Origin of the sequence: Curtobacterium sp. VKM Ac-2865 (genome assembly GCF_015350905.1) — a bacterium.
Lineage (GTDB): Bacteria > Actinomycetota > Actinomycetes > Actinomycetales > Microbacteriaceae > Curtobacterium.
Window position 1 is genome coordinate 1 of record NZ_JADKRZ010000007.1, and the last position, 23,230, is coordinate 23,230.

The following is a 23,230-nucleotide window of genomic DNA, read 5'->3' on the forward strand; positions in this document are numbered from 1 at the left end:
GCCCCACGGCCGGGTCGTGACGGACGGGAGGCTCGGTGCCAGCTGGCACCGAGCCTCCCGTCCGTCACGTGGTGCGTGCGCGGCTGGCGCCGGTGCTGGCGCGGCTGGTGCGAGGTCGTGCACTCGGTGCGGGTCTGTACGGTCGCACCACGCGGTCGACCTCGTACGGGGCGGGAGACCGCGCACCGTGCCGGGTCGGAGCGGGCGTCCGAGACGGGTGCGTCAGCTCCACCACGCGGGGAAGGACCGCGTGATCGTGTCGACGAGGGCGCGGCGGGAGCGTCGGGGGCCGGCGAGCCAGGCCTCGATCGCACCGACGAAGCCCTGCGCGACGAAACCGGCGGCGACGTCGTCGAGGAGCTCCGGACGCGCGGCGGCGTCCAGCGCCTCGATGTGCCGGACGCTCGAGACGGTGAAGTGCTCGACGAGCAGCCGGTGCAGCGAGCCGTCGTTCGGGTCGGGCAGGGCCTTGGCGTAGATGTCCCGGTGCGTGACGACGTGTTCGACGACCGCGTTGATGCCGCGGCGCGTGATGGCGGCGAGTTCCTCGGCGTCCGCCCCCTGCTCCGCAGCGGTGTGTCGTGCGGCGGCGTCCTCGTCACGGATGTCGTCGAGCTCCGGGGTCAGCACGTCGGCGAGCAGCGAGCCGGGGGAGACGGCGTGCGAGTAGAACGTGGCCCGGTTGATCCCGGCGGCGCGGGTGACGTCCGCCACCGTGATCTCGGACACCGGACGGCTCGTCGCGAGTCGCAGGATCGCTTCACGCAGGGCAGCCGTGGTGTGCAGGATCCGAGCGTCCACCATGACGCCCACCCCCTCTTCCGTCCTGGTCGCCCGGACTCCCGAGCATGCCGACGCTACCGCAGGTGGGGCGGCGGTGTCGCGGGCGGGAGTCGGTGCGTAGGATGGTACCGCGGCCGAATCGATTCGAGCGTGGCCGCGATCACCACTCGCAACCACCCCTCATCGCCGAAGGACCTGTCGTGACCGCGCCCGCCACCACCGGCTCGCTGAGAGTCATCCTGCACCCGGGGGACTCGCTCTCCCGGGCCCAACGGCTCGTCTACGTGTTCGTCCTCGGAGCCCTCACCGCGCTCGGCCCGTTCACGATCGACCTGTACCTGCCCGCGTTCCCGGCGCTGAAGCAGCAGTTCGGGGTGACCGACGGCGCTGTGCAGCTCACGCTGACGGCCACGACGCTCGGGTTCGCGGCCGGCCAGCTGCTCGTCGGCCCCTGGAGCGACAAGGTCGGCCGTCGTCTGCCGCTGATCATCGCGACGACGGTGCACATCGCCGCGTCGATCGGGGCGGCGACGGCGCCGAACATCGAGGTGCTCGGGCTGTTCCGCGTCCTGCAGGGCATGGGCGCCGCGGCCGGGGGCGTGGTCGCGATGGCCACCGTGCGCGACCTGTTCGGCGGGAAGCCCCTGGTCCGGATGCTGTCGCGCCTGGCGATGGTGAACGGGCTCGCACCGATCCTGGCACCGCTCATCGGGTCGCAGATGCTGCGGTTCACCAGCTGGCGCGGGATCTTCGTCTTCCTCGCCTGCTACGGCCTGGCGGTCGTCATCGCGTCGATCCTGCTCATCGTCGAGACGCTGCCGCCGGCTCGTCGTCAGGAGGCCGGCCACTCCACGATGGGCCAGCGCTACCGGGCGCTCTTCTCGGACCGCATCTTCGTCGGAGTCGCGCTCATCGGGGCGATGGTCTTCAGCGGGTTGTTCTCGTACCTCAGCGCGTCACCGTTCCTGTTCCAGGGCGTCTACGGCCTCGACGCGCAGCAGTACGGGCTGCTCTTCGCGGTGAACTCGGTCGGGGTCGTCCTCGGCGTGCAGATCTCGGCACGGCTCGCGCAGCGGGTGGGTCCGCAGTGGATCCTGGCGTGCTCGACGGCCACGCTGTTCCTGGCCTCGACGGCGATCATCGTGCTCGACCTGCTCGGCGCCGGGCTCGTCGGGGTCCTCGTCCCGCTCTGGTTCTTCATCGCCGCGTGCGGGTTCTCGTTCCCGCTCGTACAGGTCATCGGGCTCGCCTCCCACGGGAAAGAGGCCGGCACCGCCGCCTCGGTCCTGGGAGCGCTCAACTTCGGCGTCGCCGGGCTCATCTCGCCGATCGTGGGATGGCTCGGGATCACGCAGGCTGCACCCATGGCGGCGGTCATGGCGTCCACGGCGGCGGTCGCGATCCTGCTGCTGTGGTTCGTCGTGCGGCCGCGGACGGTGCCGGCGCTGTCGCACTGAGGTCCGGCGGGGTGCGGCGGGGACCGGCGAGGTGCGGGCGGGGTGCGGCGGGCGGGTGCGGCGGGGACCGACGGGTGCGGCGGGTGCGGTGCGGCGGGGACCGACTCGGAACGACACCGCCGTTGTCGTGCGACGTCGATCGTGTCGTTCGGCGCGACGAGCCCGACGCGTTCGTGGCAACCGCGACAAGATCGTTGTCGTACGACGACGATCTTGTCGTTCGAGGACGGACTCTCCGCGGGGCCGTACCGCCGGGTCAGCGGCGTCCCTAGGCTGAGCGCATGAGCGACGCGGTGGAGCAGGCACGGGCAGCGGCGGAGGCAGCGCGGGCAGCGGCGGACGAGGCACGACGCCTCGCGGACCAGGCGGTCGCCCGGGCCGAGAAGCTCGCCGCGGCACTGGCCCAGGCGGCATCCACGGCGGCGGCACCCACGTCAGCGGACTCCGCGCCGGCACCGGCGCCGGACGCGACCTCCGCGAACGGCGTCCCCGCGGCCCCGGCGACGGCGGTACCCGCGCCGGACGTGACCTCCGCGACCGACGTCCCAGCGGCGCCGGGCGGGACCACCCCGGGCCCGGCGGCCGCGCTGCCGACCGCCACCGAGCCTCCCGTCGGGCCGCTCGGGGCGGACGCCGTCGACGCCGTCCGGGCGGGCTACACGGTGACCGGCACGGCGCTGGAACTCGGGGCCCTGGTCAACGGTGCCGTGCGCCCCGACGTCCAGGTGCGCATCCCCCTCGGCATGCTGAACCGGCACGGCCTGGTCGCCGGTGCGACCGGCACCGGCAAGACCCGCACGCTGCAGCTGCTCGCCGAGCAGATCGCGGCGAACGGCGTCCCCGTGTTCGCCGCCGACGTGAAGGGCGACCTGTCCGGGCTCGCCGTCGCCGGGCAGGCCTCGGACAAGCTCCTCGCGCGCACCGCGGGCATCGCACAGGACTGGAGCCCTGCCGCCAGCCAGGCCGAGTTCTACTCGCTCGGCGGGCAGGGGACCGGCGTGCCGATCCGTGCGACGGTGTCCGGCTTCGGGCCGCTGCTGCTGTCGAAGGTGCTCGGGCTGAACGACACCCAGGAGTCGTCGCTCGGGCTGGTCTTCCACTACGCCGAGCGTGCCGGGCTGGCACTCGTCGACCTCGCCGACCTGCGGAGCGTGCTGACCTTCCTGGTGAGCGATGCCGGCAAGCCCGAACTCGCGGACCTCGGGGGACTGTCGAAGCAGACGGCCGGGGTCATCCTGCGCGAGCTCGTCACGTTCGCCGACCGCGGCGCCGACCGGTTCTTCGGCGAGCCGGAGATCGACACGCAGGTGTTCCTCCGGACGGCGGCGGACGGGCGCGGCATCGTGAGCCTGCTCGAGGTGCCGGGGGTGCAGGACCAGCCCGAGGTCTTCTCGACGTTCCTGATGTGGCTGCTCGCGGACCTGTACAACGAGCTGCCGGAGGTCGGTGACCAGGACAAGCCGAAGCTGGTGTTCTTCTTCGACGAGGCACACCTGCTGTTCAGCGGCGCGTCGAAGGACTTCCTCGAGCAGATCGTCCGGACCGTGCGGCTCATCCGGTCGAAGGGCGTCGGGATCGTCTTCGTCACGCAGACGCCGAAGGACGTCCCGAACGACGTCCTGGCGCAGCTCGGCTCCCGCGTGCAGCACCAGCTCCGAGCGCACACACCGGACGACGCCAAGGCCCTGCGCGCGACCGTCTCCACCTACCCCACGAGCGAGTACGACCTCGGCGAGGTCCTGACGTCCCTGGCCACCGGTGAGGCGATCGTCACCGTGATGAACGAGCAGGGTGCTCCCACCCCGGTGGCCTGGACACGGCTCCGCGCACCGCAGGGCTCCATGGACCCCATGCCGGCAGCCGAGATGGAGGCCCGGGTCGCCTCCTCCCCGCTCCTCGCGACGTACGGCACTCCCGTCGACCCCGAGTCCGCCCATGAGGTCCTCGCCCGCCGCATGGAGGCCGCCGCGGCACAGTCCGCCGCCGACGACGCCGCGAAGCAGGCGGCAGCAGCGGAGGCGGAAGCGGCGAAGGAGGCCGCCCGGGCCGCTGCGACGGCGGCGAAGGAGGCCGCCGCACAGGCGAAGCAGGAGGCCCGGGAACGGACCGCCGCGCAGCGGGAGTACGAGCGCACGCAGCGCGAGTTCGAACAGGCCGAGCGGACGGCTGCGCAGCGACGCGGGCGCTCCACGTCGCGGTCGCGGACCACGTCGTCCCGGAAGACCGGCGACCCGTTGTCCGACCTGCTCGGCGGGGGACTGGGTCAGGCGATCGCGAAGGAGGTCGTGCAGGGGATCTTCTCGACCCTGCGTCGACGGCGCTGATCGACCGGCAGGTCACCTCGCCGCGGGGTCAGCCTCGGTCAGCAGGGCTTGCGGCGCTCGGCCGGCCGCGGCGGCAGGTAGCGCCGGGCGAAGTCCCGCGCGGGCAGCGGACGGGTGAGCTCCGTGACCTGGACGCCCAGGGCGTCGACGACTCGGTCGAGCCCGGCGTCGCCCCAGACGTCCGAGCGCATCCGGAAGAGGTGCCGGTCGTCGGGGCCGTACGCCACGAGGACCCGCGTGGTCCGGTCGATGGAGCTGCCGAAGGTGGTGGCGAGCACGACACGTTCGACGCAGGGACGGCCGACGGACCGCATCGGCGTCAGCACTCCGCGCACCATGACGCCGTCGTGGCTGATCCCCACGAAGGCAGACCGGAGTCGGACGAAGACCACACCGGCAGCGACGGCGAGCACGACGACGACGGTGGCGACCAGCGCCCAGAGCCGCAGCGGGAACGAGACCCACAGCAGGGCGACGGCGAGCGGGACCGCCGAGAAGACGATGCTCAGCGCCGTGGACCGGACGAGGGCGACCCGCGGACGGACCAGGACGTCGAACGTCACGGGCTCCGGACCCGTCGCCGCCGTCGTTCCCCCCACGGCCGTCTCCTCGTCCCCTCGGGTGCACCCGGAGCGCGCCGTCGAGGACGCTCCGCAACGGCGCCCCTGCCGTCCACGTGTGCGCGACCCACCCGGCTCTCGGATGCGTCGTACCGGCAGCATAGGGGAGGTCTCGGCCGCTGCGACCGATCTGTCCACCCTTCTGGGGGAGCGCTGGGGAAGCGGGGTTCAGCGTGGTCCGCAGGGTGGGGGACTGTGACACGTCATCGCCGGAGACCGGGGCTGCAGCTCGCCTGGAACGACGAGAGCGCACGTGCCCTGGTGGACTCGTGCGCTCCCGGTCGTGCTGTTCTTCGTGGCGGAGAATGGGGGATTCGAACCCCCGAGGGCTTGCACCCAACACGCTTTCCAAGCGTGCGCCATAGGCCACTAGGCGAATTCTCCTGGTGCCATCTCGCGATGACGACACCCCATGGTACAGGTCTTCCGGGGTGTGGACGACCACCGCTCTCCACAGGTCGATCCGTTCCCAGAGGGCACGGCAGCGGCACGGCTAGCCTGGACCCGTGTCGACCCGCATCTACATCACGTCAGCAGAAGGACACACGGGCAAGAGCACGGTGGCGCTCGGTGTCCTCGAGACCCTCGCCCGCACGGTCGGACGCGTCGGCGTGTTCCGGCCCGTCGCCCGTTCGGTGGAGGAACCCGACTACGTGCTCGAGCTCCTGCTCCAGCACACCGCCGCCGGTCAGTCGTACGACGACGCCGTCGGCGTGACGTACGACGACGTCCACGCCGACCCGGACGCGGCACTCGCCACCATCGTCGGCCGCTTCGCCCAGGTCGAGCGGCAGTGCGACGCCGTCGTGGTCCTCGGCTCCGACTACACGGACGTCGGCAGCCCCACGGAGCTCTCCTTCAACGCCAAGGTCGCGGCGAACCTCGGCGCACCGGTGCTCCTCGTCCTCGGCGGGCGCGACTCGGCCGAACGCGGTGCCAGGACCGCCGCGGACATGGGCCAGGTCGCCGACGTCACGACGAGCGAACTCCGCGCCGCACACGCCCAGCTGCTCGGGATCGTCGTCAACCGCGCCGACCCCGACGCACTCCCCGCGATCTGCGACGCCGTGTCCGCGGCCGTGCAGGACCACCACCCCGACACGCTCGTGTGGGCGATCCCCGAGGACTCGGTCCTCGTCGCGCCGACCGTGCGCGCCCTGCTCGCCGCGACCGAGGCCACGCTGGTCCGCGGCGACGACGCCCTGCTCGACCGCGAGGCCCTCGGCACGGTCGTCGCGGGCATGAGCATGGAGAACGTGCTCCCGCGGCTGATCGAGGGTGGCATCGTCGTGGTGCCCGGGGACCGCAACGACGTCCTCATCGCGACGCTCCTGGCGAACCAGTCGGACACGTTCCCGAGCCTCGCCGGCGTGATCCTCAACGGCGGGTTCGAGACGGCCCCGCAGATCACGCGGCTGCTCGAGGGCCTGTCGAGCTCGCTGCCGATCGCCACGAACGACCTCGGCACGTACGACACGGCCCTGCGCATCACGCAGACCCGCGGTCGTCTCGCGGCGGACTCCCCGCGGAAGGCCGACCTGGCGCTGTCGCTGTTCGAGCGCCACGTGCAGGCCGACGCGCTCCTCGCCCGACTCCAGGTCACCCCGTCGGGCGTCGTCACGCCGCTCATGTTCGAGCACGGGTTGCTCGACCGGGCGCGCGAGTACGGCACGCGGATCGTGCTGCCCGAGGGCGACGACGACCGGATCCTCCGCGCGGCCTCGACCCTGCTGCAGCGTCAGGTCTGTGCGCTCACGATCCTCGGTGACCCTGCGGCGATCCGGGCGCGGGCGACGGAGCTCGGGCTCGACCTCGACGCAGCCCAGCTCGTGTCGCCGTTCGACCCCGCACTCCGTGAGCGCTTCGCGGAGGAGTACACGAAGCTCCGCGCACACAAGGGCATGAGCATCGAGCTCGCCCGCGACACCGTGACCGACGTCTCGTACTTCGGCACGATGATGGTGCAGCTCGGGCTCGCGGACGGCATGGTCTCCGGCGCGAAGCACACGACGGCGCACACCATCCGGCCGTCCTTCGAGATCATCAAGACCCGTCCGGACACGTCGATCGTGTCGAGCGTGTTCCTGATGGCGCTCGCCGACCGCGTGCTCGTCTACGGCGACTGCGCGGTGATCCCCGACCCGACCAGCGAGCAGCTGGCCGACATCGCGATCTCCTCCGCCGAGACCGCCACCCAGTTCGGCATCGAGCCCCGCGTGGCGATGCTGAGCTACTCGACGGGGGACAGTGGCTCCGGAGCGGACGTCGACAAGGTCCGCGCCGGCACCGCCTTCGTGCGGGAGCGTCGACCGGACCTGCTCGTGGAGGGGCCCATACAGTACGACGCCGCCGCCGACCCGACGGTCGCGAGCACGAAGATGCCGGACTCGCCGGTCGCCGGCCACGCGACGGTCTTCATATTCCCGGACCTCAACACGGGCAACAACACCTACAAGGCGGTCCAGCGGTCCGCCGGCGCAGTCGCGATCGGGCCGGTGCTGCAGGGGCTCCGCAAGCCGATCAACGACCTGTCCCGCGGGGCACTGGTCAGCGACATCGTGAACACAGTGGCCATCACCGCGATCCAGGCGGGCACCGCACAGACGGCCGCCAGCACGTCGGTCGACCCCGCAGCACCCACCGGCACCGCGACCAGCGCTCGCTGAGCGCCGACGCCACCCGAGCCTCCAGACCGGCCCTTGGGCCATGCACAGAAAGCGAGCCACCGTGACCGCCGCACTCGTCGTGAACTCCGGATCGAGTTCGTTCAAGTACCAGCTCATCGAGCTCGACGGCGAGCGCGAGCTCGCGTCCGGGCTCGTCGAGCGCATCGGCGAGTCCACGGGCGCGTGGAAGCACACGAACGCGCTGACCGGGGAGTCCTCGTCGAACGACTCGGCCTCGGTGCCTGACCACGCCGCCGGCTTCCAGGCGATGATCGACGCGTTCGCGAAGGTCGGGCCGTCGTTCGACGACCACCCGCCGTCGGTCGTGGGGCACCGCGTCGTCCACGGCGGCACGGCCTTCGACGCCGCCACGATCGTCACGGACGAGGTCGAGCGGCAGATCGACGCCCTGTCGAGCCTGGCGCCGCTGCACAACCCCGCGAACCTCGAGGGCATCCGCGCCGCGAAGCAGGTGTTCTCCGGCGTGCCGCACGTCGCCGTGTTCGATACCGCGTTCCACCAGACGATGCCGCCGCACGCGTACACGTACGCGATCCCCGCGGAGCTCGCCGAGCAGCACCAGATCCGCCGGTACGGCATGCACGGCACGAGCCACAAGTACGTCTCCGAGCAGGCCGCCGTGTTCCTGGACCGCCCGCTGTCGGAGCTGAAGACGATCGTGCTGCACCTCGGCAACGGCGCCTCGGCCGCGGCGATCGACGGCGGCCGGTCGATCGAGACCTCGATGGGGCTGACGCCGCTCGAGGGACTCGTCATGGGCACCCGGTCCGGGGACCTCGACCCGGCCGTGCTGATCCACCTGCACCGCGAGGCGGGGATGTCGTTCGACGACCTCGACACGATGTTGAACAAGCAGTCCGGCCTGCTCGGCCTGACCGGCAACGGCGACATGCGCGACGTGCAGGCCGCGGCGATCGACGGCGACGAGACGGCCGAGGCGGCGCTCGCCGTCTACCGGCACCGGATCCGCCGGTACGTCGGGGCGTACACCGCGCAGCTCGGCGGACTCGACGCCGTCGTCTTCACGGCGGGCGTGGGGGAGAACAACGCGCTGCTGCGTCGTCGGGTGCTGGCCGGGCTGGAGCACCTCGGCATCGAGATCGACAACGACCGCAACGAGCTGCACGCGAAGGACGCCCGAATCATCTCGACGGACTCCTCGCGGGTCGCCGTGCTGGTCATCCCGACGAACGAGGAGCTCGAGATCGCCCGGCAGTCGGCGGCCGTCGCGCTGTAGCGGCGGGCGCGAGACGCCGGCGTCCCAGGACGAGACGCCGGCGTCCCAGCGAGACACCGGCGTCTCGGCGAGACACCGCCTCCCGTGTGGGACGCCGCCGAAAACTGCGGCGTTTCGAGGACTCCGCGGTGTCTCGCGCGGACAGGGGTGTCTCGCGCAGACGCCGGCGTCTCGACGAGACACCGCGGCACGTGTGAGACGCCGCCGAAAACTGCGGCGTCTCGAGGAGTCCGTGGTGTCTCGCACTGACAGAGGTGTCTCGCTGCTGGCGCTGCACGAGACGCCGGCGTCTCGCGCGGACGGGGGTGTCTCGCAGCCGCAGCCGCAGCCGCGCCCGCGGCAGCCGCAGCCGCAGGCGGGCCGCACCCGCAGCCGCCCCGCGCGGGCCTCAGCCCAACGCCGCGAGCGCCGCCGGGATCGGCGTGTCGCCGCTCGTGACCTCGAACTGCACACCCACCGCACTGTCGTCGAGCAGCGCGTGCAGCACGACCGCGGCGACGTCGGCGCGGGGGATCGACCCGCGCGGAACGGTGCGACCCACGGTGACGGTGCCCTGCGGCGGTGTGTCGAGCAGCCCGCCCGGGCGCACGATCGTCCACCGCAGGCGCCGAGCCCGCAGGTTCGCGTCGGCCTCGGCCTTGGCGCGCAGGTACACCTGGAAGACCGCGTCCTCGTCCTGCGCCGGCACCACGGCCCGGGTGGCGTCGTACGTGTCGGCGCCCATGGCGGAGATCATCACGTAGCGCTCGATGCCCGACCGGACCGCGGCGTCCGCGAGCACGACTGCGCCGTCGCGGTCGACCGAGAGCTTCCGCTCGGCCCCGCTGCCCGGACCGGCCCCGGCGGCGAAGACCACCGCGTCGACCCCGCGCAGTCGCAGGGCGAGGTCGTCGTCGTCGAGCTGCTCGAGGTCGGCGACCACGGCGGTCGCACCCGTCTGTTCGACGTCGGCGACGTGGGCGGGGTTCCGGACGATGCCGATGGCCTGGTGTCCGGCGTCGGTGAGCTGTCGGGCGAGGAGGAGGGCGATCTGGCCGTGTCCTCCGGCGATGGCGATCTTCATGCCGTCAATCCTGCCCCCTGTGATCCGGTAGACTTCTCGGCGGCTCCTCACGTGACGCCATCCAGGCCAACTCCCCCAGGGCGGAAACGCAGCAAGGGCAACCTGGCTCTGACGGGTGCGTGAGGAGTCTTTTTCATGTCCGTGCGGGACAACGTCCCGATCGTGTGTGAAGATCATCCCAGGAACCCCCAACCAGGGTCCCGACCACTCCCGACGCACCATCGGGAGGATCAGCCCCTCCGGCTCACCACCGGGGGGAATCCGAGGATCAGGTGACGGGCGTGCCCGTCAGGATGAGGAACACACATGCGCAAGCACGTGTCGCTTCGTGGTACCCGAACGCACGGGACCGGCGACAGGACAGGACGACTCTCCCGCGGTGACCGACGGCTGCTGCTCCGCCGTGGTGTCGTTGCCACGGTCACCGCGCTCATCGCCGCGACCGTGGCGATCCAGCCAGCGGCTGCTGCCCCGACCGACCTGACCGAGGGCGAAGCCGTCCTGCTCGGCGGGTCGGGCATCGTCGACGTCGACACCCTGGCACAGCTCGCGGGGGCCTACTCGGCCAGAGGCACGACGAGCGGCGGCGGGACCACGAACCAGCCGCTCGACGTCACGGCCCTGAACGCGCTCAACGTCGACCTCGGGAACGACATCGACCTGCTCGGGTCGAACGGCATCCTGCGGCTCGGGGTCGCGGGGCAGTACGCCACGACGTCTGCCACCGGCGCCACGGCGTCCTCGGGGGCGGTCACCGGCAACGGAGCGATCGGCGTCGGCTCCGGCACGAACGGGTCCGGCGCGACCGTGAACCTGAACCCGCTGCTGTCCCGCGTCGGTGCTGACGCGTCGGTGCTCGCGGACGGGCGGCTCACCGTCGGGGCACTGGCGTCGACGATCTCCGCCGCGCGTGGCTCCACGGTCACCACGACGAGCGACTACCAGATCGCGAACGCGCAGCTCAGCCTGCAGAGCCCCGCGGTCGCCGGACTCACCACGGCGCTCCGCAGCGACCTCCGCACGTTCTCGTCGGGCGTCAACTCCACGCTCGGGTCCAACGGCGCGCTCTCGGGCGTCACCGGGCACCTGACGACGGGCCTCACCGGGGCGCTGTCCGGGCTCGGGCTCGTGTCGCTCAACGGCACGACCGCGCGGGCGACCGTCGACCTGAACCTCGACGACACGCTGACGCAGGTCCTCGCGCAGCCGCTCACGTCCGGGGCGGTCACGCTCACCCCGTCGACGGGCGCGGTCACGGTCGACCTCGACCAGCTCACGGCGCTGAACGGACAGCCCGCGAACACCCCGGTGCTGACGCAGCAGGCGGTGACCTCGATCAACACGGCGATCGCGGACATCCTCGGCCGCCAGCTGCCGACGGCGCTGCAGACGGCCGTGGTGAACACGGTGAACTCGACCGCGATCACGATCCGGGTCACCGCGAACGCGACGATCGCCGGCCTGCCGGTGGCACCGCTGACCGTCACCGTCGCGACCACCCTCGGGCAGGTCCTCGGCACCACCACGGGCACGCCGGTCGTCACCGCATCGGGCCTCGGGCTCCTCGGCTCGGCGCTGCTGCCGCTCGTCACCCCGGTCGTGACCACCACGCTCATCCCGGGCGTCCGCGCCGTCGCCGCGCCGCTCCTCACCGGGGACGCCCTCACCACGCTCGGGACCACGCTGACGGCGACGACCACGGTCGTCTCGCGACTGCTCTCGCCCGCGGTGCTGCTGCTGCGCCAGGTGATCGACATCACCGTGAACGCGCAGGACTCCACGACCGGGTTCCGCGACCGCCGTGGTTCGGACGCCGGCACCCGCAGCGTCCACGCCATGCGGCTGGCGATCCTGCCGGGGGCGAACGTCTCCACGGTCGACCTCGCGACCTCGACCGTGCGAGCGGCTGCCGTCGCTCCCGTGACCATCACCGCGCCGACCGCGAACCAGTCGTTCAGCGTGCCGACCACGAGCGCCACCCGCTCGATCACCGTCAGCGGCACCGGGGACCCGGGCGCCGCGATCGCGGTCGACCTCGGCGACGGCCGCACCGCCACGGCCACGGTCGCCGCGGACGGCACCTGGACCACCGCCGTCGCGAGTGTCCCCACCGGGACCTTCACCGCGACGGCCACCCAGACGGTCGGTGGTGCGGCCGCCGGCACGGCGACCCAGGGCTTCTCGGTCGTCGCCCAGCGGGCCCTGACGATCACGACGCCGACCACCGGTCAGACCTTCACCATCGCCGGCGCCTCGGCCCCGGTGACCGTGGCCGGTTCCGCGACGCCGAACGCCACCATCGCCGTGGACCTCGGTGCCGGCCGCACGGCCACCGGCACCGCCGACGAGACGGGGGCGTGGTCCGTCACCGTGCCGGGCGTCCCTGCCGGCAGCTACACCGCCAGCGTCACGCAGAGCGTCGGCGACGCGACCTCCGCACCGACCGAGCGGCCGTTCCGCGTGGTGCAGGCAGCGCCGCTGACCGTCACGACCCCGACCGCCGGCCAGGGGTTCCCGGTCGCCGACGCCGCAGCCACCCGTGACGTCCGCGTCTCCGGCGCCGGGCAGCCCGGCGCGACGGTCGACGTCGACGCTGGTGCCGGTCGCACGGCCACCACCACGGTGGACGCCGACGGCTCCTGGTCGACGACGCTCCAGCGGGTCCCCGTCGGTGACCACACCGCCCGCGTCACGCAGACAGTCGGCACCTCCACGAGTGCCGTCGTCACCCGCGCGTTCTCGGTGACGGCCGCTCCGGCGCTGAGGATCACGGCGCCGGCGGACGACAGCACCATCACCGTCGCCGACGCGTCCTCGACCACCCCGGTCACGGTCCGCGGCACCGCCGCGCCCGACGCCCGGGTCGACGTCTCGATCGGCGGTGCGTTCGCCGCCACGGTCACCGCGGACGACGACGGCGCCTGGACGACGACCTTCCGCGGTGTCCCGGTCGGACCCAGGACGGTCACGGCCACCCAGACGGTCGGCGGTTCCACGTCGCGTCCGGTCACCTCGACCTTCACCGTCGCCGCCGGTGACGCCCTGACGATCACCGACCCGGCCGACGGCGACGTCGTCACCGTCCTCGGGCAGCGCACCGACCTGCCGATCACCGGCACGGCCGAGGCGGGTGCCGCCGTGGCGGTCGACCTCGGCGACGGCCTGACGGCGACGACCACGGCCGACGACGACGGCGACTGGACGGTCACCGTCCGCGACGTCCCCGTCGGTCGGTACACGATCGCGGCGACGCAGCGGGTGAACGGCACGACCTCACCGGTCCTCGAGCAGGTCGTGACCGTCCGCACGGCGACGCCCCTCGCCGTGACCGCCCCGACCCAGGGATCGACCACGACGGTGGCGCAGGCCTCCTCGCGGATCGACGTCCCGGTCACCGGCACGGCCGAGCCCGGCGCTCGGGTGACCGTCGTCCTCGACGACGGCACGCCCCTGACCACCACCGCGGCCACCACCGGTGGCACGTGGCGCGTCACGCTGCCGGACGTCCGCACGGGCGACCACACCGTCTCGGTCACCCAGACCGTGGACGGCACCGAGAGCACCGCGATCGACCGCGACTTCACCGTCGCGGCCGGCGTCGCGCTGCGGATCGACACCCCGACCGCGCAGCAGGACGTCCCCGCCGGTGGCGACGCGACCGCGGCCGTGATCGCGAGCGGCTCGGCCCAGTCCGGTGCCACCGTCACGGTGCGCTTCGACGACGGTGACCCGATCGTGGTCACCGCCGGACCCGACGGCCGCTGGACGGCCCCGGCCACCGGCGGCACCTCGCTGCCGATCGGCGCGCACACCGTGACCGCCACGCAGACCGTGAACGGGACCGACGGCCCAGTGGTCGACCGTGACTTCACCGTCGTGCCCGGCCGAGCGATCACGATCGACACCCCGCCCACCGGTCTCCGGTTCGTGGTGGTCGACGAGGACGCCACGACCGACGTCCGGATCACCGGCACCGCGGAGCCCGGGGCAGCCGTCGCGGTCTCCGTCGGCGGTGCTCGGCTCACGACGACGGCCGACGCCTCCACCGGCGCATGGGCCGTGACCGCGCGGGACCTCCCGCCGACCGGCACCTCCACCGTCAACGCCACGCAGTCCGTCAACGGCGTCGACACCAGCGCCCTGCCGATCACGTTCCAGGTCGTCACGGCGGCCCCGGTCCGGATCACCACGCCGGGCGCCGACGACACCACCACCGTCGCGGGCGAGGACGTCACCACCGACGTCACCGTCTCCGGCACCGCCCAGCCCGGCGCGTCCGTCACCGCGACCACCCCGGGAGCCCCGGACCAGACCGTGACCGTCGGCGACGACGGCACGTGGACGGTCACGTTCCCGGACCTCGCCATGGGCGAGCACCCGGTGTCCGTCACGCAGACGCTCGGTGGCGACACCTCGGTGCCCGTCGAGCGGACGGTGTCCATCGTCGCCGCCGACCCCGTGCGGATCACGAGCCCGGCCGCCGACGCCGTCCTGTACGTCATCGGTGCCGACAGCACGCGCGACGTCACCGTCTCCGGCACCGCAGCAGCAGGCGCACCGGTCTCGGTGCAGCTCGCTGACGACCGGGCCACCACCACCGCGGACGCCGACGGTGCCTGGACGGTCACGTTCACCGACGTGCCGGTGGGTGACCACCCGGTCACCGCCACGCAGACGGTGAACGGCACCACGGCCTCCAGCCCGGACCGCACCGTCTCGGTGCAGGCAGCCGACGACGTCACCATCACGACGCCGACGGACGGCACCCGACTCGTCGTCGCGGACGCGACCGGCACGGCTGACGTCCGGACGGGAGGCTCGGCGCAGCCGGGCGCGTCCGTGACCGTCCGGCTCTCCGACGGTTCCACCCGGACCGTCACCGCTGACGGTGACGGCACCTGGTCCTGGACCTTCGAGGACCGGCCGGTCGGCGACCTGCGGGTCACCGCGACCGAGCGGTTCGCCGGCCAGACCTCGGCAGCGGGGCCCGTCGCGGTCTCCGTGGTCGCCGGAGCGCGGCTGACCGTCACCGACCCCGCCGGCGCCACCCGCGTCACGGTCGCTGACGACGACGCCACCACCGACGTCCGGTTCGCGGGGACCGGCCAGCCCGGTGCCACCGTGACGGTCGACCTCGGCGCAGGGGGCTCCGCGACCGCCACCGTGCGGGGTGACGGCTCGTGGGACACGACCGTGCAGGACGTGCCCACCGGTTCGCACACCGCGTCGGTGACCCAGTCGGTGAACGGCACGACGAGCGCGGCGGTCGAACGCCCCGTGACCGTCCTGGCGGCGGCCGACCTGACCATCCGCCAGCCCGACGCCGACGAGCCGGTCACCGTCGCCGACGGCGACCAGACCACGACGGTCGTCGTCGCCGGTGACGCCCAGCCGGGCGCCACCGTGACCGTGACGGTGGACGACCGCGACCCGGTGCAGGTCACCGCGGGCACGGACGGCACCTGGACGGTCGAGGTCCCGCGTCTCGGCGTCGGCGACCACGACGTCAGCGTCACGCAGACCGTCGGCGGCTCCACGTCGACGGCGCCCGTCACCTCGACGTTCGAGGTCGTCGCCGGCGCGCCCGTCCGGGTCAGCGCACCGACCACCGACGCGGTGTTCCCCGTCGGGGACGCCGACGCCACCACCACGATCCAGGTCAGCGGCACCGCGGAGCCCCGCGCGAACGTCGTCGTCGACCTCGGTGGCGGCCGGAGCGAGTCCACGACCGTCGGCAGCGACGGCCGGTGGACGGTCGACGTCGCGGGCATCGGAGCCGGTGACCCGGTGGTGTCCGTGACGCAGCGCATCGGCGACACGGAGTCGGCTCCGGTCACCGTGCCGGTGCACGTCGTCGTCGCGGACCCGATCACCATCGCGGTGCCCGGGGACCAGTCCACGATCCGAGTCGCCCAGGACGACTCCACCACCACGGTCACCGCGAGCGGTGCCGCCGCGGTCGGCGCCACCGTCCGGGTCCGTCTCGACGACGGCACCGTGCGGAGCACCACCGCGACGGACGCCGGCACGTGGTCGGTCGACTTCGCCCGGGTCGGGACGGGACGCCACACCGTGCGCGCCACCCAGACCGTCGCCGGGTCGACGTCGAGCCCGGTCACGTCCCGGTTCACCGTCGCCGGTGCCACCACCCTGGCGATCGACGCCCCCACGGCCGGCTCGACGATCACCGTCCCGGCCGGCACCACCGGCACGGACGTGGTGGTCAACGGCACCGGCCAGCCCGGCGCCGCCGTCATGGTCGTCGCCGACGGGGGCGACCCCGTCGAGGTGCCCGTCGGGACGGACGGCCGCTGGACGACCACGCTCGCGGGCCTCGGCGCCGGCACTCACGAGCTGTCGGTGACGCAGGTCGTCAACGGCACGACGTCCGACCCGGTCGGCCGCGGCTTCACCGTCGTGGTCGCCGACGCGGAGAGCATCGTCGTGACCTCGCCGGCACCGGGCACCGTGTACCGCGTGCTCGGCGGTCCGACCGGCGTGGTCGTGACCGGCACGGCAGCGCCCCGCGCCGCGGTGTCGGTGTCGATCGACGGCGGGACGGCGGTCACGACGACGGCCGACACCGACGGCGCCTGGCGCGTCACGGTGCCGGGCATCGGCACCGGAGCGCACACGATCGCCGCGACGCAGACGGTCGGCGGCCGTGACGGCACCGCGCCCGAGGTCGGGTTCTCCGTGGTCGCCGCGACGCCGGTGACGGTGTCGAGCCCCACCGACGGCCAGGTGTTCCCGGTCACGGGTGACTCCGCGTCCGTCCCGGTCAGCGGCACCGCCGAGCCCGGGGCCAGCGTCACGGTCGAGCTCGACGGCCAGACGGTCACCACCGTCGCCGGCGACGACAGCTCGTGGACGGTGACCGTCGACGACGTGTCGCCGGGCACCCACACGGTGTCCGTCACGGAGACGGTCGGGGGACGCACCTCCGACCCGGCGACCGCTGACGTCCGTGTCGTGGTCGCCCAGCCGACCGACGTGGTGATCACGTCGCCGACGCCCGGCCAGCTCATCGCCACCTCCGGGTTCGGCTCGACGGCCACCTTCACGGTGACGGGCCACGCCACCCCGGGTGCCGCGGTCACGGTCCGGCTCTCCACCGGGCAGGTCCGCGACGCGAAGGCCGACGCCGACGGTGACTGGAGCGTGGTGTTCGACCGCGTGGCCGAGGGGGAGTGGACCATCCGCGCGACCCAGTCGGTCGCCGGTGTCGACTCCGCGTCGCAGCAGGTGCCGATCCAGGTCGACGCCATGGACCCGCTCGCGGTCACGTCACCGCTGTCGGGTGCGCACCAGACCGCCGGCAGCGCGGGCTGGGTCGACTGGATGATGACCGGGACCGCCGAACCGGGCGCGACCGTCAGCGTCTGGGCCGACGACGGGGATCCCGTCACGACGACGGCCGACGCGGACGGCTCCTGGTCGGTGATGCTCCGGCTGACCGTCGGCACGCACCGGCTCTCGGCGACCCAGACCGTCGGTGGCGCCACCTCGGCGCCTCGGCTGTGGACGCTCATGGTTGACGCAGCGGCGACCGCACCCGGCCAGCCGACGGACCCGGGCCAGCCCGGTCTCCCCGGGGCACCGGGTCAGCCGGGACAGCCTGGTCTCCCCGGCACGGGTGGGATCGCCACGGGCGGGGCCGGCACGGGCGGGACCGACTTGCCGGGCTCGGGGGTGCGCGGCAGCACGACCGGCGGCACCACCGGCCAGGGGACACGTGGCGGTGACCTCGCCTTCACCGGCGCGGACGTCGCCCCGCTCGCCGCCACCGCCGGCGGCCTGGTGGTCCTCGGGTTCCTGCTGCTCGGCCTGTCGCGCCTGGCGCGCGGCGTGCGCCGACGCCGGAGCTGACGCCACCGCACGACCCGCACCGCGCCTCCCGACCGTCGCCCTGACGGCCGGGAGGCGCGTTGCCGTCCCCGGGTCCCGGCACCTCCGTAGGTGCCCGTCCCAGGGCCCGGGGCGACCTGTGGAGAGCGGCCTCCGGCTGTCGGCCGTCCCGGCTACCCTTGTCGCGTGGTCACCGCCCTGTATCGCCGTTACCGGCCTGAGAACTTCGCCGAGCTCATCGGGCAGTCGCAGGTCACCGACCCGCTCCGCACGGCGCTCCGCACCAACCGTGTCAACCACGCGTACCTGTTCAGCGGGCCGCGCGGCTGCGGCAAGACGACGTCGGCGCGCATCCTCGCGCGCTGCCTGAACTGCGCCGAGGGCCCCACCGACACCCCGTGCGGCGTCTGCCCGAGCTGCGTCGAGCTCGCGCGCGGCGGCAGCGGTTCGCTCGACGTCATCGAGATCGACGCCGCCAGCCACAACGGTGTCGACGACGCCCGCGACCTCCGCGACCGCGCCGTGTTCGCCCCGGCGCGCGACCGCTACAAGATCTTCATCCTCGACGAAGCCCACATGGTCACGCCGCAGGGCTTCAACGCGCTGCTCAAGCTGGTCGAGGAACCGCCCGAGCACGTCAAGTTCATCTTCGCCACCACCGAACCCGAGAAGGTCATCGGGACGATCCGGTCGCGCACACACCACTACCCCTTCCGGCTCGTCCCGCCCGCCGCGATGCTCGAGTACGTCGAGCAGCTCTGCACGCAGGAGTCCGTCACCGTGGCTCCCGGCGTGCTGCCCCTCGTCGTCCGGGCCGGCGGCGGATCCGTCCGCGACACCCTCTCCCTGCTCGACCAGCTCATCGCCGGCAGCGAAGACGGAGCGCTCCGGTACGAGCGTGCCGTCGCCCTGCTCGGGTACACCGACAGCGCGCTCCTCGACGACGTCGTCGACGCACTCGCCGTCGCGGACCCGGGCTCGGCCTTCGCCGCCGTCGACCGCGTCGTGCAGACCGGGCAGGACCCCCGCCGCTTCGTCGAGGACCTGCTCGAACGCCTCCGTGACCTCATCGTCGTCGCCGCGACGAACGAGAGCGCCGGCGCGGTCCTGCGCGGGGTCTCTCCGGAGGAGCTCGACACCATGTCCCGGCAGGCCGGCGTGTTCGGCGCGACGGGGCTGTCCCGTGGCGCGGACATCGCGAACCGGGCCCTCACCGACATGACGGGCGCGACCTCGCCGCGGCTGCACCTCGAGCTGATGGTCGCGCGGATGCTGGTCCCCGAAGCGGACGACTCCCAGCGCGGTGCGCTCGCACGGGTCGAGCGGCTGGAACGCCGAGTCGGTGTCGGTGACGCCGGGGGCCACAGCGGTGGTCCAGCGGTGCTCAAGTCGGCAGCTCCGTCGGCAGCGCCTGCTGCCGCGCCGGTGCGTGACGCCGCGTCGTCGTCGACCGTGCCGGCCTCGTCCTCGATGCAGCCGGTCCGGCAGTCGGAGCCCGTGTCGACGAGCGCCAGCAGCGCGCCGGACACGATCGGGGCGATCGGGGCATCGTCCGGGTCGTCGTCCTCCTCGGGGTCGTCGACGTCTGCTGAGACTGCGGCCGGTGGCCCGGCAGCCGCCTCGGCCGCACAGGACGCCGCCGCCTCGTGGGCCGCTGTGGCTCCGGGCCGTGCGGACTCGACGGGTGCACCGGACTCCTCCGGGGCCGCTGCTTCGTCCGGGTCGTCTGCGTCGTCCGGGTCGCCTGCGTCGTCCGGGGCGTCTGGGCCCTCGTCGTCGACGCCGGGCACCGATGCGTCCCCGACCGCGGTGGCCACGGACCGACCGGCCTCCACGGGGTCGGCGCCGAGCGAGCACGCGTCCTCGTCGTCCACCGGTCAGGGCACGGTCATCGGCTCCGAGCCGGCGGTCCGTCCGATCGCGCCCGTCGGGCTGCAGCAGATGCGGGACGCCTGGTCGCAGGTCCTCGAGCACGTGCAGCACGCCAAGCGCTCCGCCTGGACCGTCGTCGTCACGGCGCAGGTGACCGCGCTGCGCGACGACGTCCTCACGCTGACGTTCCCGAGCCAGCAGGACGTCGCCTCGTTCAAGGAGATGGCCGACCCGTCGACCAGCGTCAGTGAGCTCGTCCGTGCGGCGATCCTCGACGTGCTCGGGTTCCGGGTGAAGTTCGTCGCACGTGGCCCCGGTGGTGCCGGCGGGCCCGGGCAGCAGCGTCCGGCCGAACCGCCGCGCGACCAGCCCGTGGCGGCCGCGCAGCGTTCCGCGCCGGTCCAGTCGGCACCGACCCCTGCAGCGGCGTCCACACCGGCACCGGCACCGGCACAGGCACCGGCACCGGCACCCGCCCCGACCCCGGTCGAGGACGCGCCCGAGCGCCCCACGTCCGCCCAGCAGGCATCGTCCTCACCCGCGGCCACCGCGCCGGAGACCCAGCCGCAGCAGGAGGCACCGCGCAGCGTGCCCGAGCAGCCCGCGCAGCAGCCGGTCGTCCGCGAGCCACAGGCCGAGTCCCGGCCGTCTGCGCCGACGCAGCCCGAGTCCCCGCCGCCCGTCGAGTCGACGCCGGTGTCCAACGACCCGGTGACTGAGTGGGCCGTCGCGACGATCCCGTCCACGGACCCGAGCACCGGCGCTGTCCCAGAGGGCGTCGAGCCAGCCTGGGGAGCGCCCTTCGGGTCGACCGGGCCGTCGGAGACCGTCGCCCCGACCACCGCCACGACTCCGGACGCCGCGGCAGCGTCGCGCACGGGCTCCCCGGCTACGGCGCCCGCTGGCAGCGCGACTGCCCCCGGCACCCAGGACGCGCAGCAGCGCTCCGCCGCAGCACCCGGTTCAGCGGCGCCCGGCGCGGACGTCCCGGTCGACGACTACCCGATGGACGACGGTCCCTTCGACGACGCCCCCTACGACGACGGCGCCCCGTTCCCCGACCCCGGGTTCGGCGGTCGTGCAGCCGGTCCGGCCCCGACCCAGCAGGCCCCGACGCAGCAGGCCCCGACGCAGCAGGCGCCGGCCCAGCAGGCGTCGGCCCAGCAGGCTCCGGCATCGTCGGCGCCCGCGCAGCAGCGTCCGGCGCAGCAGGCACCGGCCCAGCAGCCGCGCCGTGCACCTGTACCGGGTCGCTACGGCGAGGCCGTCGTGCGTGAGATCCTCGGCGCACAGTTCATCGAGGAGACCACCCTGAGCGAAGGCAACTGATGTACGACGGCATCGTCCAGGACCTCATCGACGAGTTCGGTCGCCTCCCCGGCATCGGCCCGAAGTCGGCACAGCGCATCGCCTTCCACATCCTGCAGAACGAGTCGTTCGACCCGGCCCGGCTCGCCGAACTGCTCGCGGACGTCAAGGAGCGGGTCCGGTTCTGCGAGGTCTGCGGCAACGTGACCGAGTCGGTGCGCTGCAGCATCTGCCGCGACCCCCGCCGCCAGCCCCAGACCATCTGCGTGGTCGAGGAAGCGAAGGACGTCGCCGCGATCGAGCGCACCCGCGAGTTCCGCGGGCTGTACCACGTGCTCGGCGGCGCGATCAGCCCGATCGACGGCGTCGGCCCGGACGACCTCCGGATCCAGCAGCTCATGACCCGACTGGCCGACGGCACCGTGGACGAGGTCATCATCGCGACCGACCCCAACCTCGAGGGCGAGGCCACGGCGACCTACCTCAGCCGGCTGCTCGTGCCGATGGGCATCAGGACGACCCGCCTGGCGTCCGGACTGCCCGTCGGCGGCGACCTCGAGTACGCGGACGAGGTCACCCTCGGCCGTGCGTTCGAGGGCCGGCGCGTCGTCGGCGGCTGACCAACCGGCGCCGCCACGCACGATCGTTGCGCCGAGGCCCGCTCGCACGCAACATCCCCGAAACAGCGTCTACGATTGTCGCAAGCCGCGCCCGTCGCGGACCACCTCGTCCCAGGAGTACCCGCCCGTGGCCTTGATCGTGCAGAAGTTCGGTGGCTCCTCCGTCGCGGACGCGGAGAGCATCAAGCGCGTGGCGAAGCGGATCGTCGAGACGAAGAAGGCCGGCAACGACGTCGTCGTGGCGGTCTCGGCGATGGGCGACACCACCGACGAGCTGGTCGACCTCGCGCACCAGGTCACCCCGATCCCGGCCGGCCGTGAGCTCGACATGCTGCTCACCGCGGGGGAGCGCATCTCGATGGCGCTGCTCGCGATGGCGATCAAGAGCCAGGGCGTCGAGGCCTCGTCCTACACGGGCAGCCAGGCCGGCATGCTCACCGACGCCCAGCACGGCAAGGCCCGCATCGTCGACGTCACCCCGAAGCGCGTGCGTGAGGCGCTCGACGCCGGCCACGTGGCGATCGTCGCCGGGTTCCAGGGCTTCAACCGCACGACGGGCGAGATCACCACGCTCGGCCGCGGTGGATCGGACACCACGGCGGTCGCACTCGCAGCCGCCCTCGACGCCGACATCTGCGAGATCTACACCGACGTGGACGGCATCTTCTCCGCCGACCCGCGCATCGTGCCCAAGGCGCGCAAGATCGACCGCATCACGAGCGAGGAGATGCTCGAGCTCGCGGCGTCCGGCGCCAAGGTCCTCTACATCCGCGCCGTCGAGTACGCCAGGCGGCACGGCGTCACCCTCCACGTCCGTTCGTCGTTCTCCAACGCCGAGGGCACCATCGTCTACAACCCTGCGAAGGGGGAAACCGTGGAAGAACCGATCATCACCGGCATCGCCGGAGACCTCTCCGAGGGCAAGATCACCGTCGTCGGCGTGCCCGACCAGCCCGGCAAGGCGGCGGAGATCTTCACGATCGTCGCCCGTGCCGGTGCGAACATCGACATGATCGTGCAGAACGTGTCGGCGGCCTCCACCGGTCGCACCGACATCTCCTTCACGTTGCCGAAGGACCAGGGCCAGAACGTCCTGACCGCACTCGGTGTCGCGAAGGCGGACATCGGCTTCGAGAGCATCCAGTACGACGACCAGATCGGCAAGCTCGCCCTGGTCGGCGCCGGCATGCGCACGAACGCAGGGGTGTCCGCCGAGCTCTTCCGCGCGCTGCACCAGGCGTCCATCAACATCGAGATGATCTCCACGTCCGAGATCCGCATCTCGGTCGTCACCCGCGCCGACACCCTGAACGAGGCCATGCGCGTCGTGCACGAGGCCTTCGGTCTCGACGCCGACAGCGAGGCCGTCGTCTACGCCGGCACCGGCCGCTGACCCGCACCACCAGGAGCC

At 73.1% G+C, this 23,230-nt stretch carries 11 protein-coding genes, 1 tRNA gene and 1 other RNA gene; 9 read left to right on the forward strand and 4 right to left on the reverse strand.

Features of this window, described 5'->3' with window-relative positions; all coding sequences use genetic code 11:
• Positions 1-222 precede the first annotated feature (222 nt).
• On the reverse strand, positions 223-804 hold the full coding sequence (locus tag ITJ54_RS15745) for a TetR/AcrR family transcriptional regulator (RefSeq protein WP_194629904.1): 582 nt from the start codon (positions 802-804) through the stop codon (positions 223-225).
• Between the two features lie 179 nt (positions 805-983).
• Between ITJ54_RS15745 and ITJ54_RS15750 the strand changes: the two genes are divergently transcribed.
• Both ITJ54_RS15750 and ITJ54_RS15755 read left to right on the forward strand, forming a co-directional pair.
• Positions 984-2,240: a multidrug effflux MFS transporter gene (locus ITJ54_RS15750; protein ID WP_323741758.1), complete on the forward strand. Its 1,257-nt coding sequence runs from the start codon at positions 984-986 to the stop codon at positions 2,238-2,240.
• 281 nt (positions 2,241-2,521) lie between these two features.
• Positions 2,522-4,564 (forward strand): helicase HerA-like domain-containing protein, encoded by a 2,043-nt coding sequence (locus tag ITJ54_RS15755; protein WP_194629905.1) that lies wholly within the window; start codon positions 2,522-2,524, stop codon positions 4,562-4,564.
• Between the two features lie 38 nt (positions 4,565-4,602).
• On the opposite strand, the gene ITJ54_RS15760 is transcribed toward ITJ54_RS15755, so the two are convergent.
• Complete coding sequence (locus tag ITJ54_RS15760) at positions 4,603-5,163, reverse strand: hypothetical protein (RefSeq protein ID WP_194629907.1); 561 nt, start codon at positions 5,161-5,163, stop codon at positions 4,603-4,605.
• 317 nt (positions 5,164-5,480) lie between these two features.
• Positions 5,481-5,568 (reverse strand) — tRNA-Ser (locus tag ITJ54_RS15765).
• A gap of 122 nt (positions 5,569-5,690) precedes the next feature.
• Between ITJ54_RS15765 and pta the strand changes: the two genes are divergently transcribed.
• Both pta and ITJ54_RS15775 read left to right on the forward strand, forming a co-directional pair.
• Positions 5,691-7,850 carry a phosphate acetyltransferase gene (gene pta / locus ITJ54_RS15770; protein WP_194629909.1) on the forward strand — a complete coding sequence of 720 codons (2,160 nt, stop codon included), beginning with the start codon at positions 5,691-5,693 and terminating at the stop codon, positions 7,848-7,850.
• Positions 7,851-7,911: 61 nt separating this feature from the next.
• Positions 7,912-9,108: an acetate/propionate family kinase gene (locus ITJ54_RS15775; protein WP_194629911.1), complete on the forward strand. Its 1,197-nt coding sequence runs from the start codon at positions 7,912-7,914 to the stop codon at positions 9,106-9,108.
• Positions 9,109-9,496: 388 nt separating this feature from the next.
• Here ITJ54_RS15775 and ITJ54_RS15780 read toward each other — a convergent pair whose 3' ends face one another.
• Entirely contained in the window at positions 9,497-10,171 is a 675-nt protein-coding gene (locus ITJ54_RS15780) for an NAD(P)H-binding protein (RefSeq protein ID WP_194629913.1), read from the reverse strand.
• Between the two features lie 38 nt (positions 10,172-10,209).
• Here ITJ54_RS15780 and ffs point away from each other — a divergent pair.
• The 5 genes from ffs (at position 10,210) to ITJ54_RS15805 (ending at position 23,212) form a co-directional block, all read left to right on the forward strand.
• Positions 10,210-10,306, forward strand: an RNA gene (gene ffs, locus ITJ54_RS15785) — signal recognition particle sRNA small type.
• A gap of 171 nt (positions 10,307-10,477) precedes the next feature.
• Positions 10,478-18,040, forward strand: a complete 7,563-nt coding sequence (locus ITJ54_RS15790) for an Ig-like domain-containing protein (RefSeq protein ID WP_194629915.1) — start codon at positions 10,478-10,480, stop codon at positions 18,038-18,040.
• Between the two features lie 165 nt (positions 18,041-18,205).
• Complete coding sequence (locus ITJ54_RS15795; protein ID WP_323741759.1) at positions 18,206-21,220, forward strand: DNA polymerase III subunit gamma and tau; 3,015 nt, start codon at positions 18,206-18,208, stop codon at positions 21,218-21,220.
• A complete protein-coding gene (gene recR / locus ITJ54_RS15800; protein WP_194629917.1) occupies positions 21,220-21,819 on the forward strand; it encodes a recombination mediator RecR in 600 nt (199 codons plus the stop codon). The genes ITJ54_RS15795 and recR overlap by 1 nt, the downstream gene beginning before the upstream one ends.
• 127 nt (positions 21,820-21,946) lie before the next feature.
• The gene (locus ITJ54_RS15805; protein WP_071270270.1) at positions 21,947-23,212 is read left to right on the forward strand and encodes an aspartate kinase; all 1,266 of its coding nucleotides are present in this window, start codon (positions 21,947-21,949) and stop codon (positions 23,210-23,212) included.
• Positions 23,213-23,230: the final 18 nt, after the last annotated feature.

Coding starts and splice junctions, on each gene's coding strand:
- ITJ54_RS15745 (WP_194629904.1), bottom strand. CDS start 804: ATGGTGGACGCTCGGATCCTGCACACCACGGCTGCCCTGCGTGAAGCG.
- ITJ54_RS15755 (WP_194629905.1), top strand. CDS start 2,522: ATGAGCGACGCGGTGGAGCAGGCACGGGCAGCGGCGGAGGCAGCGCGG.
- ITJ54_RS15780 (WP_194629913.1), bottom strand. CDS start 10,171: ATGAAGATCGCCATCGCCGGAGGACACGGCCAGATCGCCCTCCTCCTC.
- ITJ54_RS15790 (WP_194629915.1), top strand. CDS start 10,478: ATGCGCAAGCACGTGTCGCTTCGTGGTACCCGAACGCACGGGACCGGC.
- recR (WP_194629917.1), top strand. CDS start 21,220: ATGTACGACGGCATCGTCCAGGACCTCATCGACGAGTTCGGTCGCCTC.